This window comes from Mesorhizobium sp. Root695, assembly GCF_001428185.1.
Lineage (GTDB): Bacteria > Pseudomonadota > Alphaproteobacteria > Rhizobiales > Rhizobiaceae > Mesorhizobium.
Genome location: NZ_LMHO01000042.1, coordinates 32,773 through 49,702, shown reverse-complemented (window position 1 = coordinate 49,702; position 16,930 = coordinate 32,773). Strand labels below are relative to the sequence as shown.

Sequence of the window (16,930 nt, the reverse complement as noted above, 5' to 3'; positions counted from 1 at the left end):
TACGGCGAAAAGTTCGCTCGGTGGCCTCTTCAATGCCTGCGCCGACCTCACCAGGAGCCGCACGGATGTGCAGCGCCGGATCGCTGCCGCGGCGAATTCGGGTGGGGATACAGCGGGCCTGCGAGCGCGGTTCGTTGCACTCGGCTGCGCGCCTTCGGCAAAGCAACAACGGCCCACACCCCCACACCAGGGACCCAATCGGCGGGTGCGGCGCGCAGCGGCAATGCGATGCTGTTTTGCGTGCGCCTGTCGGACGGGTACTTCTTCCCTGCGCCAAAGTCGCAATTCGCCGCCAGCGGCGATCTGAAGGAGACGGCCGATCAGTGCCGCTATATCTGCGATGATCCCAGCGTCGAGCTCTACACGTTGAGCGACGCCAGCCTCGAAACCGACCAGATGGTCGCGCTCGATACGCGCAAGCCCTATACCGAGCTGCCGGCCGCCTTCAGATACCGTGATGACGCGAATTTCAAGGCATGCGACGTCAAGCGCTACTACCAGCGGGTCACCGAACTGCGCGCCAGGACGGTGACGCCCGCCGACATGAGCAACGCCATCATTCCGCTGCCGACAGCAAAGCCGGATCTTGGCACCCCGGATCTCGGCACCCCAGATCTTGGCACCGTGGCAGCCGTTCCGGTGCCCGATGCCCAAGCCCCGGGCGCCGCCCAGCATCAGTCGATCGAGGCTGGCAAGCGGCCGGTGCGTGTGGTCGGCCCGGCCTTCTTCCCTGCCGACTGACCATCATTGACGGATGACCTGCTGCCGTAAGCCTTTTGCGATCCGGCTGGATCCTGAAATCTGCCTGGAACAGAGAGGCGCTCACGGCGTTGTGATCGACATCAGCCAGGAGAAACGCCATGGCCACGTTCAGGGAAATGCGGGTGCTGGAGATCGTCGAAGACGGCTCCCTGACCGCCGAACAGAAAATCGCTGAACTGCGCGAGATTGAATCCGAGGCGCGCGGGCTTCAGCGGGCTGCCTCGGAGAGCCCGATGGCCGACGATGACGGCTGGCAGGACGATCTGCGTCGAGTTCGTCTCGCACTCGACAAGCTCGGTGCGAAAGAGCCGAAAAAGGGCGCCGCCTCGCTGTGAACGCAGGTTCACCGAAAGCTAGTTACGAAAGCTATTTACCGATCGTTTTCCTGTAATCTTATCCGAAGGCGGTTCCCACTTTTAGGGATCATGCTTCTAGTCGCAGATCATCCGAGCTCTCTTGCCGGGTTCGCTGACGTTCCTGCATGTGAGTGGTTTCGCCGGGGCGGACAGGGACGCTGACGCGGGCGACCTCGTCTGGTGCCGCCTGGGCGGCGCGGCGTGCGTCATGACCCGGCGCTCTGAAGACCGCCCCGGCGGCTGTGGCGCCACCGGAAAGACGCCGTTTTCGACCTCGGATGGCCCATAGTCGACGTTCGGTGGCGGACGATCCCAAAAACGCCGGACATCGAGCGGTCTCGGGATGACGACGGTCCCGTCATAACTGCGCGAGCAGCCGCTGCCCAAAAGCAGCGCCAGCCCCATGAAAAAAGGCACAATCCGTCCACGCATCAGCAATACCCCTGCCGTTGCTTATATAGCGGCTTTGCTCCCGCCGACAACGGGTCGGAACAACGCATGCCGCGCCGGGCGATCTGTCTAACCGGCCGTTAAGGTTAGCGGGTCGTTAATGCTTCTCGGGCACATTCCGCCGACGAACCGCGGGGGGAGGGTTCGGCCTTGGTTTTCGGGGTGGGGACGGCATGGCGGAAGCAGACGAAACAATCGGCGCGCGCGGCAAGCGCGGGCCTCGCAAACCCACAGCGCATGGCGACGATGCATCGTCGTCCGCGACTTGCATGGATTCGACCGATACGCTTCGCCAACTTGTCGAAGCCGGTTCGGACTGGGTCTGGGAGACCGACGCCGAACTGCGCTTCTCCTGGCTTTCGGAAAACTATCAGGCAGCCACCGGCATCGATCCGGCAAACGTGCTTGGCCGGTTCCGCTTCGACTTCCTCAACCAGGTCCTGAACGGTGACCGCACTGGCGCCGCGCATCTGGATGACCTGCAGGCGCACCGGCCTTTTCGCGACTTCGTCTATGAGTTCAAGGGTGGCAGCGTCGATTGCCGCTGGGTTTTGACATCGGGCTTTCCAAGGTTCGACGGCGAGGGAAGATTTGCCGGCTATCGCGGCATCGGGCGTAATGTCACCGCACTGGCCGGCGCCTTCAAAAGTCAGGAGCAGGGACCATCGGCGGATGGCGAACCCGACCAGCATCTGGCCGATCTCGAGCGGACGATAGACGCCATGCACATGGGCGTCGTGCTTCTCGACGCCAGGCTCGACACGCTGATCGTCAACAAGGCCTATCGCGACCTCTCCAGGATTCCGGACGGTGCCGTGACCGTCGGCGCACCGTTCAGCCTGTTGATGGAACTCAACCGCCGCAACGGTATCTATGGCGACATCGGCGAACAGCAATGGCAGCGCTACCTCGCCGCCCGTACCGAGGAGATTCGCGCCGGCTCCGTCGCGCCGCGCGAGTTTGCACATGCCGACGGCCGGACGATGATGTTCTCGGTGACGGCGCTGTCCGGGGGCAAGCGGCTGTTGACCTATTATGAGGTCACCGAGATCAAGAATCGCGATGCCGAGATCGAGAGCGCCAACGCCAAAATCGCAGAGACCTTCGCCAATCTCCGCGCCATGGTCGACCAGATGCCGATCGGTGTCCTCGTCCTCGATGCCGATATGCGCGCCGAAGTCATCAACCGTGCCTTCTACGATTTCTGGCAGATCGACGCCCGGCGCGCCGTGATCGGCTGCAGCTTCCGCGATCTTATGGACGCCAGCCGCGATATCGACCCGTATGGTTCCGACGATGCGACATGGCAGCAGCACATAGCCGAGCGCGAGGCGGAAATCAGGGCGGGGACCACCGGATCGCGGCAGTTCCCGCGCAATGACGGCCGCACGCTGATCTCGTCGATGGCGCCGCTGGCCGGCGGCAGGCGGCTGATCTCCTATGTCGACGTCACCGATATGAAGGACCGCGAGGCCGAACTTGCCGACGCGCTGGAGAAAGCGCGACTGGCGGAAGCCGTGATCAACGCCGTCAAGGATCCGATCTTCGTCAAGGACGACCATCTGCGCTTCGTCTTCGTCAACGAGGCGTTCGCCGCCTTGTTTGGCCAGACGCCGCTAGCCATGCTCGGCAAGCCCGGCGGCGATTTCCTGTCAACGAACGACACCGCGCTTTTCGAGCAGAGCGAACGGGACGTTCTTGCCACCGGACGCGCTTACGAAGTGGAAGAGAATTTCGAGGCCGATGGCGCCAGCCGCTCGCGCATCGTCAGGAAGAGCCGCGTCGGCATGGCCAGCGGCCGCAACTACGTTGCCGGTTTCCTGTTCGACATTTCCGAAATGAAGCGCCGCGAGACGGAAGCCGAGGATGCTCGTAAGAACCTTGCAACCGTGCTGGAATCCCTGCCGGCCGCCGTCATCATCTACGACCGCGACGACAAGTTCGTCTTCGCCAACCGCAAGCTGCAGGACACGCTGCCGGCGCTGAAGCCGTTCTGGCAGCCCGGCCGCACCTTCCGCGAAGCATTAGAGTTCGGCCATTCGGTCGGCTATTTCCGCTCGTGTGGCGATCCCGAGCTCGACAAGCTCTACGAGGTCGATGCCGAACGTTGGTCGGACGGCGTGCTGGCGCGCTACCGTCTGCCAAATTCGTCCTACGAGCGCCTCAATGCCGATGGGCGCTGGTACCAAGTCTACGACATGCGCACCGATGACGGCACGTTCATCGGCGTGCGCGTCGACATCACGGATATAAAGAGCCGCGAGGCGGCATTGCGCGACTCGATGCGCCAGATCGATCTGTTCCGGCACGTGCTGGACGAGTTGCCGGTGGCCGCCTTCATCAAGGCGCAGGACCTCAGCATCGAATTCGTCAACAAGGCCTGGTGCGCGATAACCGGCTTCGCCAAGGAGGATGTCATCGGCCGCACCGACCGCCAGCTATTCGGCGCGCAGGACGCCGATGGCTACAGCCAGGACGACACGCAAGTCGCCCTGACAGGCGCCGGCAAGGAGGTCGAGGAACCCGTCACCCATCTCGACGGCACGGTTCGGCAATTGATGACGCGCAAGAGCCGTCTGGTGGCGCTCGACGGGTCAGTGCATCTGGTCGGCTCCAGCACCGACATCACCGACGTCAAGGCGCGCGAGCGCGCGCTTGAAGAGAGCATGCGCGAGAACGAGGTGTTCCGCAGCCTGATCGACAATGTGCCGGTGTCGATCTACGCCAAGCGCTCCGACCTCAGGCAGTTCTACGTCAACAAGGGCTGGTGCGATCTCACCGGCTTCAGCAAGGAAGAGGCTATCGGCAAGACCGACATCGAGATCTTCGGGCCGGATGGCCAAGCCTTCGTCGACAGCGACCTTGCGGTCCTGCGCACCGGTGAAACGCAAGAAGTCGAAGAGACGGTGACGGCGGCCGACGGCAGCGTGCGACATCAGTTTGCTCGCAAGGGGGCGATGATCGCCTCCGATGGATCGCTCTATCTGATCGGCTCGACCACCGACATCACCGAGTTGAAGACGCGCGAGGCCGAACTGCGCGAGGCCCGGCAGCGCGCCGTGCTCGCCGACCGCGCCAAGTCGGAATTCCTCGCCAATATGAGCCACGAGATCCGCACGCCGATGAACGGGGTGCTCGGCATGGCCGAACTCCTGGCCAAATCGGACCTCGACCCGAAGCAGAAGACATTTACCGACATCATCGTGAAATCGGGCAACGCGCTGCTCACCATCATCAACGACATCCTGGACTTCTCCAAGATCGATGCCGGTCAGCTGGTGCTCGATCCGGCGCCCTTCAATCTTGCCGAGGCGATCGAGGACGTCGCGACGCTGGTATCGACACGCGCCAAGGAGAAGGACCTCGAGCTCATCGTGCGCGTCGAGCCCGGGCTTGGCGACCATTTCATCGGTGACGTCGGCCGCATCCGGCAGATCGTCACCAACCTGCTCGGCAATGCGGTGAAGTTCACCGACGAGGGCCATGTGCTGGTCGACGTGACCGGCGAACGGGTTCCGACGGGAACCAAGCTGACCATCTCGGTCACCGATACCGGCATAGGGATCCCCGCGGAGAAACTGAAACTGGTGTTCGAAAAATTCAGCCAGGTTGACACCTCTTCGACGAGGCGGCATGAGGGCACCGGACTTGGTCTTGCCATCACCTCGCGGCTGGTCGAACTGATGGGTGGCGACATCGGTGTCGAGAGCGCCGAAGGCAAGGGCTCGACCTTCTGGTTCACGGTGACGCTGCCCAAGGCCGGACAACAGAATGCGCAGCGCATCATGCCGGTGGACGTGACCGGCGCGCGCGTGCTGATCGTCGACGACAATGCCGTCAACCGGGCCATCCTGACCGAGCAGATGACATCGTGGACCTTCGATTCCTGCGCCGCAGAGAGCGGCGCCGAGGGCCTCAAGGTGCTCGTCGCCGCCGCCGCCTATGGCGTGCCGGTCGACTGCGTCGTGCTCGACTACCAGATGCCTGAGATGAGCGGCGCCGAAATGGCGCGGGTCGTGCGCAACACCGCCGGCCTCGCCGAGACGCCGATCATCATGCTGACCTCGGTCGATCAGTCGCTCGCCAACACCAGCTATCGCGATCTTGGCATCGATGCCCAGCTGATCAAGCCGGCGCGCTCTTCGGTGCTGCTGGAAACGCTGGTCGCCACCATCCAGCGGCATCGCCACAACACGAGCGGCAGCGACGCGCTGCCGCTCGCAGCCGACGTCGCTGCGAGCAATGTTGCGCGGTCACAGCCCTCGGCGCCGTCCGAACAGCGGGCACTGCTGCAACCGCCTTCGATTCGCCCCCGGCCACCCGTGACGGGGGGCGGCGACAGGCTGGATATCCTGGTGGCCGAGGACAATGAGGTGAACCAGATGGTGTTCACCCAGATTCTCGGCGAGACCGGCTATGGTTTCGAGATCGTCGGCAATGGCCGCAAGGCACTGGACGCCTTCGGCCGGCTCAATCCGTGCATGATCCTGATGGACGTCTCGATGCCCGAGATGAACGGGCTCGAGGCAACCGCCGCCATTCGCCGGCTGGAGGAAGAGACCGGCACGCATGTGCCGATCGTCGGCGTCACCGCGCATGCCCTGAAGGGTGATCGCGAGCGCTGCCTGGAGGCCGGCATGGACGATTATCTGCCCAAGCCGATCAGTCCCCGCGCCCTGCTCGAGAAGGTCGAGCGCTGGATCGGCGTCAGCCGCCAGGCTCAGCGCAACGCCGGCTAAGGGCCGACGTCGCGCCGGTTCCGGCCGGTTGCGGGGAATGCGGCGAAGATTCGCGCCCCCGCCAGCGGCCAAGACTATGGCGCGATCGCACCATATCAAAGGCGGCAACCAGCCGAGACAATGGGGACATTCGAATTCCGCTCTTTCCAGTTACGGGCGGGAGCAGCGACCGCCGGCATGAGACAGCGTCAACCTACCCCAACGGACCTGTTTTCGGCGATGGCCCGGCCACGACACCGTCTGGCCGAGTGCAACGCGCTCCCGTCCGGATTTTCTTTGCCGAGGCGGCAGCCCCGAAACTTCAGGCCGGTCTCGGCCTGAAACGGCGCAAGTGCCTGATTCCGGGAGCAAAGCCGGGCTCAATCGGGAGTGCCGGCTGGCCGGCGTTTTCCCCACCCCGATGACGCGTTACCGGGGTGACATCAAACTGTCATGCGACTGTAATAATCGAAGGCTATTGGCCTCAGCGGGCGCCGAGAGGAATGGCGCCGAGAGACCATCTTCCGAACAGGAGCAGGCCACATGAGACATTTCATCCGCTCGGCGGCCGTTGCAATTGCAATGGCCGCGGCGTCCACTCTCACCCTTTCCGCTGCAATGGCCGCGGACATCTCCGGTGCTGGCGCTACTTTCCCCTATCCGATCTATGCGAAGTGGGCTGATGCCTACAAGAAAGAGACTGGCAACGGTCTCAACTACCAGTCGATCGGCTCTGGCGGCGGCATCAAGCAGATCAAGGCCAAGACTGTTACCTTCGGCGCCTCCGACGCGCCGCTGAAAGGCGAGGATCTCGAGTCTATCGGGCTTGTACAGTTTCCGATGGTGATGGGCGGTATCGTCCCCGTCGTCAATCTGAAAGGCATCAAGCCGGGCGAACTGGTTCTCGACGGCCCGACCCTCGGCGACATCTTCATGGGCAAGATCACGCAGTGGGACGACGCCGCGATCAAGAAGCTCAATCCGGATGCCAAGCTGCCTTCGCAGGCGATCGCGGTGGTGCATCGCTCCGACGGTTCGGGCACCACGTTCAACTTCAGCTACTATCTCGCCGACGCCAACGCCGACTGGAAGTCGAAGGTCGGCGTCAACACGGCTCTCGAGTGGCCGGTTGGCATCGGCGCCAAGGGCAATGAGGGCGTTGCAAACAACGTCTCGCAGACCGGCGGTGCGATCGGCTATGTCGAATACGCCTATGCCAAGCAGAACAAGCTCACCTACACTGACATGATGAACAAGGATGGCAAGAAGGTTGAGCCGACGGCGGCAGCGTTCTCGGCCGCGGCCGCCAATGCCGACTGGAGCTCGCAGCCGGGCTATGGCGTGATTCTCGCCAACCAGCCAGGTGCGGAATCCTGGCCGATGACGGCGGCGACATGGGTTCTTCTGTACAAGAAGCCCGATGATGCCGCTGCCACGGGTGAAGCGCTCAAGTTCTTCGCCTGGTCCTATGCCAAGGGCGACGAGATGGCCAGCGAACTCGACTACGTCCCGATGCCTGACAACGTGGTCAAGAGCATCGAGGACACCTGGGCCAAGGACGTCGTCGGCAGCGACGGCAAGCCGATCTACTCGGCCATGTAATCCTTGACGGGGAGGGCGCCTTCCAGGCGCCCTCCCGATTTTCTTTCGAACGCGAGGGCTAGATGACTACCGTTTCCGAAGCCATGCCATCGTTAGCCGCCATGCAGGCCAGGGAAGCAACGGTGCGGCGCTTCGCGCTCACGGATGCGATTTTCCGGGCGGCCACACGCTTCTCCGCCATTCTCGTTCTGCTGATCCTGGGTGGCGTCGCGATTTCGCTGTTCGTCGGATCATGGCAGGCGATGTCGACTTTTGGCGTGTCGTTTCTGACAACCGAGAGCTGGAATCCGGTTACCGAGAAGTTTGGCGCGCTGGCGCCGATCTACGGTACTGTCGTCACCGCAGCCATATCCATCCTGATTGCGGTGCCGATCGGCATCGGCATTGCGATATTCCTGACCGAGCTGTGCCCGCGGCCGCTGCGCCGGCCGATCGGCATCGCGGTGGAACTTCTGGCCGGCATCCCGTCGATCATCTATGGCATATGGGGCCTGTTCATCTTCGCTCCTTTCGTGCAGACCACGATCCAGCCTTTCTTCATCAACCTTTTCCATGACGTCCCGGTATTGTCGAGCCTGTTTGCCGGCCCGCCCTACGGCATCGGCCTGCTGACATCGTCGATGATCCTTGCCATCATGGTGCTGCCCTTCATCACCTCGATCACCAAGGACGTCTTCGACACGGTGCCGGCGGTGCTGAAAGAGTCCGCCTACGGCATTGGCTGCACAACCTGGGAGGTTACGCGCCGCGTCGTCATTCCCTACACCCGCGTCGGCATCATGGGCGGTGTCATGCTGGGATTGGGCAGGGCGCTTGGCGAGACCATGGCGGTGACCTTCGTCATCGGCAACGCGCATCGCATCAGCGCCTCGCTGTTCGCGCCCGGCACGACGATTTCGGCGACCATCGCCAATGAATTCACCGAGGCCGATGGCGAGCTTTACACGTCATCGCTGATTGCTCTTGGCCTGATCCTTTTCGTCATCACCTTCCTGATCCTTGCCATCGCACGCTACATGCTGATGCGCATCGATCGCCGCACCGGAGCCTGACCGATGTCGACAGCCACATCGCTTCACCGCCGTCGCAAGACGAGGAATTCCTTGATGATGACGCTTTGTCTGGTCGCGGCGGGCATCGGACTTGCTTGGCTGGCGCTCATTCTCGGCGCGCTTCTCTACAAGGGCCTCGCCGGCCTCTCGGTGTCGGTGTTCACCGAAATGACGCCGCCGCCCGGCGATGCCGGTGGCCTGCTCAACGCCATCTATGGCAGCGTGGTGATGACGGTCATCGCCGTCATCGTCGGCACGCCGATCGGCGTGCTGGCAGGGACCTATATGGCCGAGTATGGCCGCTTCTCACGCCTCACCACGATCGTGCGCTTCATCAACGACATCTTGTTGTCGGCGCCGTCGATCATCATCGGCCTGTTCGTCTACGAACTGCTGGTGCGGCCGATGGGGCATTTCTCGGCCCTTGCCGGTTCCGTCGCACTTGCCATCCTGGTCATCCCGGTTGTCGTGCGTACCACCGAGGACATGCTCAATTTGGTGCCGAACGCCTTGCGCGAGGCCGGCACCGCGATCGGCGCGCCGCGCTGGGTGGTCATCAAGTCGGTTGCTTACCGCGCCGCTCTTTCCGGTATCGTCACCGGCATATTGCTGTCGATCGCCCGCATCTCCGGCGAGACGGCACCGCTGCTCTTCACAGCGCTCAACAACCAATTCTGGTCTAGCAATCTCAACGCGCCGATGGCCAGCCTGCCTGTCACCATCTTCCAGTTCGCGCTCAGCCCTTACGAGGAATGGCAGCAACTGGCCTGGACCGGTGCACTCATCATCACATTGACGGTTCTCGCGCTCAGCATCGTTGCTCGCAGCCTGACCGGACGCAGAGAGGACAAATGAGCCAGATGTTGTCTCCAGACATGACGATCGCCGCCGAGGCCGCAGCCAAGGTCAAGATCGAGGTGAAGAACCTCAACTTCTACTACGGCCAGAGCAAGGCGCTGAAGGACATCACGCTGTCCTTGCCCGAGCGCAGCGTCACCGCCTTCATCGGGCCTTCGGGCTGCGGGAAGTCGACGCTGCTGCGCGTCTTCAACCGCATCTACGAACTCTATCCCAACCAGACCGCCGAGGGTCAGGTGCTGCTCGACGGCCAGAACGTTCTCGACCGCTCGCAGGATCTCAACCTGCTGCGGACCAAGATAGGCATGGTGTTCCAGAAGCCGACGCCGTTCCCGATGTCGATCTATGAAAACATCGCCTTCGGCATCAGGCTCTACGAGAAGCTCAGCAAGTCCGAGATGGACGGCCGTGTCGAGCAGGCGCTGAAGCGCGCGGCACTCTGGACCGAGGTCAAGGACAAGCTCAGCGCCAGCGGCCTCAGCCTCTCCGGTGGCCAGCAGCAGCGGCTCTGCATCGCCCGCACCGTGGCGGTGAAGCCGGAAGTCATCCTGCTCGACGAGCCGGCGTCGGCGCTCGATCCGCTGTCGACCGCCAAGATCGAGGAGCTGATCGACGAGTTGCAAGCCGACTACACGATCGTCATCGTCACCCACAACATGCAGCAGGCGGCGCGCGTGTCGAAGCAGACAGCCTTCATGTATCTGGGCGAACTGGTCGAGTTCGACCGCACCGAGAAGATCTTCACGTCGCCCCGCGAGAAGCGCACGCAGGACTACATCACCGGCCGCTTTGGCTGAGTTCAGGCATACGAGGGATAAGATCATGGGCGAACATACAGTCGCTTCTTTCGACGAAGATCTCGGTCAGATCAGCAGGCTCATCAGCGACATGGGCGATCTCGCCGGCTCGATGGTCGGCGGTGCGACCAAGGCGCTTTTGAATTCCGACAACGCCCTGGCACAGCGCGTCGTCTCCGACGATGCGATCATGGATGCGCGCCAGCGCGAGCTCGACGACCGCGCCATCACGTTGATCGCCAAGCGGCAGCCGATGGCCGACGATCTGCGCCATGTCGTCGGTTCGATCCGCATGGCCGGCGATCTCGAACGCATCGGCGACCTTGCCAAGAACATCGCCAAGCGCGTCGGTACCGTCGGCCTCAGCGTAACGCCGCGCGACCTGTCGCATTCGATCGACGGGATGGCGCAGCTGGTGCTGATCCAGGTGCAGGGCGTGATCGAGGAATATGCGGCGCGCGACGCCGCTGCCCTGGCGAAACTGCGTGCCGACGACGAACGCATCGACGTCAAGTACACTTCGGTGTTCCGCGAACTCCTGACCTACATGATGGAAGACCCGCGCAACATCACGGCCTGCACGCATCTGCTGTTCTGCGCCAAGAACCTCGAGCGCATCGGCGACCATGTGACCAACATCGCCGAAAATGCCTATTATGTTTTGACCGGTACGCAACTGCCCGCCAATCGTCCGAAGCAGGACGAAACGGCGATGTCCGCGCCGGCGGCATGACGACAGGGGTGACCAGTCGATGATCGCGCCACGCATCATGGTGGTGGAGGACGAGGAGCCGCTAGGCGTGCTGCTCCGCTACAATCTCGAATCCGAAGGCTACCAGGTCGAGGTGGTGACGCGCGGCGACGAGGCCGAGATCCGGCTGCAGGAGAACGTTCCCGACCTTCTCGTGCTCGACTGGATGGTTCCGGCGGTTTCCGGCATCGAACTCTGTCGTCGGCTGAGAATGCGCCCCGAGACCGAGCGGCTGCCGATCATCATGCTGACTGCGCGCGGCGAGGAGAGCGACCGCGTACGCGGCCTGTCGACCGGCGCCGACGACTATCTGGTCAAGCCGTTCTCGACGCCGGAATTCATGGCCAGGGTCAAGGCGCTGCTGCGCCGCGCCAAGCCGGAAGTGCTGTCCAGCGTGCTGAAGGTCGGCGACATCGTGCTCGATCGAGAATCGCACCGGGTCTATCGCAAGAAGAGCGAGATCCGACTCGGGCCGACCGAGTTCCGCCTGCTCGAGTTCATGATGCGCCATCCCGGCCGCGTGTTCTCGCGCAGCCAGTTGCTCGACAATGTCTGGGGCGAGACGATCTACATCGACGAGCGCACGGTCGACGTGCATGTCGGCCGGCTGCGCAAGGCGGTCAACAACGGCCGCATGCCCGACGTCATCCGCACCATTCGCGGGGCAGGTTACGCGATCCGCGAGGACTGAACCCGCCCGTCTGAATTCACGCCACGTTTTTGCCTGCGACGCTTCCTCTCGCCTGCGCGCCCGGCGCGAAAATCTCCTGGTCGACGAAGGTCAGCGCGCGCATGGCGCAGCCTTCGCGGATCAGCGGCAGTTCGTTCGGCTCGGTGTCGAAGGAAATCGATTTCGAGTGCTGGCCGCCGGCGGTCTGGGCAATCGCCTCGCGCAATGCGGGCTCGATCAGGTCGAAGGCGGCGGCGCTGACGCCGACCATGGCAACGGGCGCCGGATCGATCAGCGCGAACAGGCTGCCGAGGCCGTAACCGAGCGCTTCGCCAGCCTTGCGATAGGCCTCGCGCTCGGGGCCATCCTTTTCGCGGGCCGCGGTCGCCAGGGCGCGCATGTCGGCGTCGCTGACGTCGGCGACAGGTTCTGCGTCCTCGCCCAGCTGCCTTGCATTGCGCCAGATGGCGTAGTTGCCGGCATAGGCCTCGACGCAGCCACGCCGTCCGCAGCGGCACAGAGCGCCGTTCGGCTGATGGATCATGTGGCCGAACTCGCCGCCCGAGGAATGGGTGCCGGTGAACAGCTCGCCTTTCAGCACCAGGCCCATGCCGATGCCGTGCGACAAGAGGATGGCGATGAAATCGTCGCGGTAGCGATCAGGATCGCGCCAGCGCAGCGCTATCGCCATCATGTTGCAGTCGTTCTCCACGGTGGCGGGAATGCCGAACTCGTCTTCGAGTATGTCGGCGAAGGCGATGTCGGTGTGCGGCGTGATCGGCGACCAAAGCATCGCGCGAGCATGGGTATCGGTGATGCCCTGGATCGCCAGCGCGATACGGGCGACGCTGCGGACGTCAAGATCGGGATCTTCGAGGCGGCGCCGCACGATGCCGACGCATTCGCCGATCAGCGCGTCGCGCGACATTGTCTGCGTGTCCAGCCGGCGCTGTTCCTCTGATATCACCTGGCCGGCGTAGTCGATGACGGCGACGGAGAGGAAATTCAGCGACAGCACCACGGTCATCACCGCCGCCGCTTCCGGATTGAGGCTGAGGCCGACCTGCGGCCGACCGCGTCTGAGTGAGCCGGCTTCGCTTGGCTTGCTTTCGGTCAGGATGCCTTCACCGATCAGGTCGGACGAGATCGCCGAGATGGTCGAATGGCTGAGGCCCGTGGTCGCCGCGATCTCGGTGCGGGACGGCTGTCCGGCGCGGCGCACGGCCGCAATCACCATCGCCCGGTTGCGCCGGCGCAAATCGTCGTGGCGGATTCCGACCGACATGTTTCTTCACATCCTCCGGGTCGCCGCGGTTCTTTCCTGCTCCTGGAACGCTGCCGTCAACGCGGTCAAATACTGGCAGAAGCGGTCGGCCCTGTCATTTATTTATTCCGAGGCTCGAAAAAAATTCGGAAGGACATCAAAATCCATCAGAATCGATGTTGACAGCGTTCGGGTGTTGGACCAGTATTTTTTCGAGGCTCGAAAAAATAGAGCCTCTGTGCCGGCCTTAGGGTCAGTCTGGTCGCGCCATACGCGGCGCAGGGAGGATATTATGAAAAGATTCACAGCCGCCATCCTGGCGGGTGTCGCCATGTCGCTGACGCTCGCGTCGGTCGCGCAGGCGAAGGACAAGGTCATCGGCGTCTCGTGGTCCAACTTCCAGGAAGAGCGCTGGAAGACCGACGAGGCTGCCATGAAGACGGCGATCGAGGCAGCTGGCGACAAGTACATCTCCGCCGATGCGCAGTCCAATCCCGGCAAGCAGCTTACCGATGTCGAAAGCCTGATCTCGCAGGGCGCCAACTCGCTGATCATCCTGGCGCAGGATGCCTCGGCCATCGGCCCGGCGGTGCAGAAGGCGCTGGACGAAGGCATTCCGGTCGTCGGCTATGACCGTCTGATCGAGAACAAGGACGTCTTCTATCTGACCTTCGATAATAAGGAAGTCGGCCGCATGCAGGCCCGCGAAGTGTTCAAGGTCAAGCCGGAAGGCAACTATGTCTTCATCAAGGGCTCGGGTGCCGATCCGAATGCCGACTTCCTGTTCTCGGGCTCGATGGAAGTGCTCAAGGAAGCCATCGACAGCGGCAAGATCAAGAATGTCGGCGAGGCCTATACGGACGGCTGGCTGCCCGCCAACGCCCAGAAGAACATGGAACAGTTCCTCACCGCCAACGACAACAAGGTCGATGCCGTGGTCGCGGCCAATGACGGCACCGCCGGCGGCGTCGTCGCGGCGTTGACGGCCCAAGGGTTGGCCGGCACCGTGCCGGTCTCGGGTCAGGACGGCGACCACGCCGCGCTGAACCGCATCGCGCTCGGCACACAGACCGTGTCGGTGTGGAAGGACGCGCGCGAACTCGGCAAGAACGCCGCCGAGATCGCCTCACAGCTCGCCGATGGCAAGAAGACGAGCGACATTGCCGGCGCCAAGGACTTCACGACGCCGGGCGGCAACACCGTCAAGTCGCTGTTCCTGACCCCGGTTGCCATCACCAAGGATAATCTCAACGTCGTCATCGACGCCGGCTGGATCAAGAAGGACGAAGTCTGCGCGGGCGTCGCCGCCGGCAGCGTCGCGGCCTGCAACTGATCTGGATCACTTCGAAATATCTGAACGCCGCGGCCCAAAAGCCGCGGCGTTTTCTCAAATAGATTTGTGTTTCCGCATCACGCAGATAGCTTCTAGGCTGGGTCCGGCATCCGCGTCAGACGGCCAGCCGGTGGGAGGAAATCATGACCGACACGACGTCCAACCCGCAGGCCGACACAGCGCGTGCCTCGGAGCTCGGCGCGGTCGCCCGGTTCCTGAAGGCGACCGAGATCGATACCCGCATGCTCGGGATGATCGGCGCCCTGCTGATCATCTGGATCGGGCTACATGTCATTTCCAGCCTGCGCCTCGGCGTCAATCCTTTCGATTTCGACAGCCGCACCTTTCTCACGCCGCGCAATCTGTGGAACCTGTCGGTGCAGACATCGGCGGTCGCCATTATGGCCTGCGGCATGGTGCTGGTCATCGTCATGCGCAACATCGACCTGTCCGTCGGTTCCGCCGAGGGCCTGATCGGCATGGTGATGGGCTTTGCCCAGGTGCATTTCCTGGTGCGGTTTGTCGGGCTCGAACTCGGCAATCCGTGGATCTGGGTCCTGGCATTGGTCATCGGCCTGGCGCTCGGCCTGCTGATCGGAGCCTTTCAAGGCTTCGTCATCGCCTATCTCGAAGTGCCCGCCTTTATCGTGACGCTGGGCGGCCTGCTGGTCTGGCGCGGTGCCGCCTGGTGGGTCACGAGCGGCCAGACGGTGGCGCCGCTTGACGCCACCTTTCAGCTCATGGGCGGCGGGCCGGCGGGCTCGATCGGCGCGACCTGGAGCTGGGTCGTCGGGATCGTCGCCTGTCTTGCCGTGGTGTCTGCACTGTTCAACGGTCGAGTGCAGCGCAAGCGTTTCCGGTTTCCGCTACGTCCGATCTGGGCCGAAGCGCTGCTCGGCGTCGTCACCTGCGCCGTCATCATTGGCGCGGTCTGGCTCGCCAATTCCTATCCCTGGCCGATCGGCATCGTGAACAGGTATGCGGCCGCCAACAACATCACCGTTCCCGAAGGCGGCCTGTTCATCGCCCATGGCATCGCCATACCCGTGCTGATGGCGATCGCCGTCGGGCTGGTCATGACCTTCATCACAAACCGCACCCGGTTCGGCCGCTATGTCTTTGCCATCGGCGGCAATCCGGAGGCTGCCAATCTCGCCGGCATCAACACGCGCTGGGTCACCATGAAGGTGTTCATGATCATGGGCGTGTTGGCCACGATCGCCGCCGCGATCTCCTCGGCCCGGCAGAATTCGGCGACCAACGTGCTTGGAACGCTGGACGAGCTGCTGGTCATTGCAGCCGCCGTCATTGGCGGCACGTCGCTCGCCGGCGGCTCGGGAACGATCATCGGCGCCATGCTCGGCGCGCTGCTGATGCAGTCGCTGCAGTCCGGCATGGTGCTGCTCGGCGTCGATTCGCCGCTGCAGAGCATCGTCGTCGGCGCCGTGCTGGTTGTCGCCGTCTGGCTCGACACCGTCTATCGCAAGCGCGTCTAGGAGGCATGGCCATGACAGACAAGATTGCTCCTGCAGCCACCGCACTGATCGATATGCGCAACATCTCGATCGCGTTTGGCGGCATTCGCGCCGTCGACGACGCCTCGATCGATCTTTTCCCCGGCGAGGTCGTGGCGCTGCTCGGCCATAACGGCGCCGGCAAGTCGACGCTGATCAAGATCCTGTCCGGCGCCTACAAGCGCGACTCGGGCCAGATCTTCGTCAATGGCGAGGAGGCATCGATCTCCAACCCGCGCGACGCCAAGAAATACGGGATCGAGACGATCTACCAGACGCTGGCATTGGCCGACAATGTCGATGCCGCCGCCAATCTGTTCCTCGGCCGTGAGCTGATGACCGCCTGGGGCACGCTCGACGACGTCGCCATGGAGGCTGAGGCGCGCAAGGTTATGGGCCGGCTCAATCCCCGCTTCCAGCGCTTCAAGGAGCCGGTGATCAAGCTGTCGGGCGGACAGCGGCAATCGGTGGCGATCGCGCGCGCGATCCTGTTCAACGCACGCATCCTGATCATGGACGAGCCGACGGCAGCGCTTGGCCCGCAGGAAACGGCGCAGGTCGGCGAACTGGTCAAGCAGCTAAAGTCCGACGGCATCGGCATCTTCCTGATCAGCCACGATATCCACGATGTGTTCGAGCTTGCCGACCGGGTCTGCGTCATGAAGAACGGCCAGGTCGTCGGCACCGCGCGCACCACCGACGTGACCCAGGACGAAGTGCTCGGCATGATCATTCTGGGCAAATGCCCGCCCGGCGCCATTCCCGGACCAGGCGCGCTGAAGATCGCTGCCTGAAGCCTTCCG

General features: G+C 63.2%; 13 protein-coding genes. 12 read left to right on the top strand and 1 reads right to left on the bottom strand.

What is annotated here, in order from left to right; genetic code table 11:
* Window positions 1-228 precede the first annotated feature (228 nt).
* The 9 genes from ASD99_RS34985 to phoB all read left to right on the top strand — a co-directional run bounded on the left by ASD99_RS34985 (window position 229) and on the right by phoB (window position 12,037).
* The gene (locus tag ASD99_RS34985) at window positions 229-741 is read left to right on the top strand and encodes a DUF2865 domain-containing protein (protein WP_244497896.1); all 513 of its coding nucleotides are present in this window, start codon (window positions 229-231) and stop codon (window positions 739-741) included.
* 119 nt (window positions 742-860) lie between these two features.
* A complete protein-coding gene (locus ASD99_RS25505) occupies window positions 861-1,097 on the top strand; it encodes a hypothetical protein (protein WP_056587438.1) in 237 nt (78 codons plus the stop codon).
* A 644-nt stretch (window positions 1,098-1,741) separates the two neighbouring features.
* Window positions 1,742-6,307, top strand: coding sequence for a PAS domain-containing protein (locus ASD99_RS25500; RefSeq protein WP_057145296.1), 4,566 nt, complete (start codon window positions 1,742-1,744; stop codon window positions 6,305-6,307).
* Window positions 6,308-6,829: 522 nt separating this feature from the next.
* Window positions 6,830-7,888 (top strand): phosphate ABC transporter substrate-binding protein PstS, encoded by a 1,059-nt coding sequence (pstS, locus tag ASD99_RS25495; protein WP_057145295.1) that lies wholly within the window; start codon window positions 6,830-6,832, stop codon window positions 7,886-7,888.
* Between the two features lie 62 nt (window positions 7,889-7,950).
* The gene (pstC, locus tag ASD99_RS25490; protein WP_056587429.1) at window positions 7,951-8,940 is read left to right on the top strand and encodes a phosphate ABC transporter permease subunit PstC; all 990 of its coding nucleotides are present in this window, start codon (window positions 7,951-7,953) and stop codon (window positions 8,938-8,940) included.
* Window positions 8,941-8,943: 3 nt separating this feature from the next.
* Window positions 8,944-9,795, top strand: a complete 852-nt coding sequence (gene pstA / locus ASD99_RS25485) for a phosphate ABC transporter permease PstA (RefSeq protein WP_057145294.1) — start codon at window positions 8,944-8,946, stop codon at window positions 9,793-9,795.
* On the top strand, window positions 9,792-10,595 hold the full coding sequence (pstB, locus tag ASD99_RS25480) for a phosphate ABC transporter ATP-binding protein PstB (RefSeq protein ID WP_056587423.1): 804 nt from the start codon (window positions 9,792-9,794) through the stop codon (window positions 10,593-10,595). The genes pstA and pstB overlap by 4 nt, the downstream gene beginning before the upstream one ends.
* Before the next feature lie 25 nt (window positions 10,596-10,620).
* Window positions 10,621-11,328, top strand: a complete 708-nt coding sequence (gene phoU, locus ASD99_RS25475) for a phosphate signaling complex protein PhoU (RefSeq protein ID WP_056587420.1) — start codon at window positions 10,621-10,623, stop codon at window positions 11,326-11,328.
* Window positions 11,329-11,347: 19 nt separating this feature from the next.
* Window positions 11,348-12,037, top strand: coding sequence for a phosphate regulon transcriptional regulator PhoB (gene phoB, locus ASD99_RS25470; protein WP_010911896.1), 690 nt, complete (start codon window positions 11,348-11,350; stop codon window positions 12,035-12,037).
* Between the two features lie 16 nt (window positions 12,038-12,053).
* On the opposite strand, the gene ASD99_RS25465 is transcribed toward phoB, so the two are convergent.
* Complete coding sequence (locus tag ASD99_RS25465; protein ID WP_057145293.1) at window positions 12,054-13,301, bottom strand: ROK family protein; 1,248 nt, start codon at window positions 13,299-13,301, stop codon at window positions 12,054-12,056.
* Window positions 13,302-13,572: 271 nt separating this feature from the next.
* Here ASD99_RS25465 and xylF point away from each other — a divergent pair, with 271 nt between their 5' ends.
* The 3 genes from xylF (at window position 13,573) to ASD99_RS25450 (ending at window position 16,921) form a co-directional block, all read left to right on the top strand.
* Window positions 13,573-14,613, top strand: a complete 1,041-nt coding sequence (gene xylF, locus ASD99_RS25460) for a D-xylose ABC transporter substrate-binding protein (protein WP_056587413.1) — start codon at window positions 13,573-13,575, stop codon at window positions 14,611-14,613.
* 143 nt (window positions 14,614-14,756) lie between these two features.
* Entirely contained in the window at window positions 14,757-16,109 is a 1,353-nt protein-coding gene (locus tag ASD99_RS25455; protein WP_057145292.1) for a sugar ABC transporter permease, read from the top strand.
* A gap of 11 nt (window positions 16,110-16,120) precedes the next feature.
* Window positions 16,121-16,921: an ATP-binding cassette domain-containing protein gene (locus ASD99_RS25450; RefSeq protein WP_056587463.1), complete on the top strand. Its 801-nt coding sequence runs from the start codon at window positions 16,121-16,123 to the stop codon at window positions 16,919-16,921.
* Window positions 16,922-16,930 lie beyond the last annotated feature (9 nt).

Coding starts and splice junctions, on each gene's coding strand:
- ASD99_RS34985 (WP_244497896.1), top strand. CDS start 229: ATGCTGTTTTGCGTGCGCCTGTCGGACGGGTACTTCTTCCCTGCGCCA.
- ASD99_RS25505 (WP_056587438.1), top strand. CDS start 861: ATGGCCACGTTCAGGGAAATGCGGGTGCTGGAGATCGTCGAAGACGGC.
- ASD99_RS25500 (WP_057145296.1), top strand. CDS start 1,742: ATGGCGGAAGCAGACGAAACAATCGGCGCGCGCGGCAAGCGCGGGCCT.
- pstS (WP_057145295.1), top strand. CDS start 6,830: ATGAGACATTTCATCCGCTCGGCGGCCGTTGCAATTGCAATGGCCGCG.
- pstC (WP_056587429.1), top strand. CDS start 7,951: ATGACTACCGTTTCCGAAGCCATGCCATCGTTAGCCGCCATGCAGGCC.
- pstA (WP_057145294.1), top strand. CDS start 8,944: ATGTCGACAGCCACATCGCTTCACCGCCGTCGCAAGACGAGGAATTCC.
- pstB (WP_056587423.1), top strand. CDS start 9,792: ATGAGCCAGATGTTGTCTCCAGACATGACGATCGCCGCCGAGGCCGCA.
- phoU (WP_056587420.1), top strand. CDS start 10,621: ATGGGCGAACATACAGTCGCTTCTTTCGACGAAGATCTCGGTCAGATC.
- phoB (WP_010911896.1), top strand. CDS start 11,348: ATGATCGCGCCACGCATCATGGTGGTGGAGGACGAGGAGCCGCTAGGC.
- ASD99_RS25465 (WP_057145293.1), bottom strand. CDS start 13,301: ATGTCGGTCGGAATCCGCCACGACGATTTGCGCCGGCGCAACCGGGCG.
- xylF (WP_056587413.1), top strand. CDS start 13,573: ATGAAAAGATTCACAGCCGCCATCCTGGCGGGTGTCGCCATGTCGCTG.
- ASD99_RS25455 (WP_057145292.1), top strand. CDS start 14,757: ATGACCGACACGACGTCCAACCCGCAGGCCGACACAGCGCGTGCCTCG.
- ASD99_RS25450 (WP_056587463.1), top strand. CDS start 16,121: ATGACAGACAAGATTGCTCCTGCAGCCACCGCACTGATCGATATGCGC.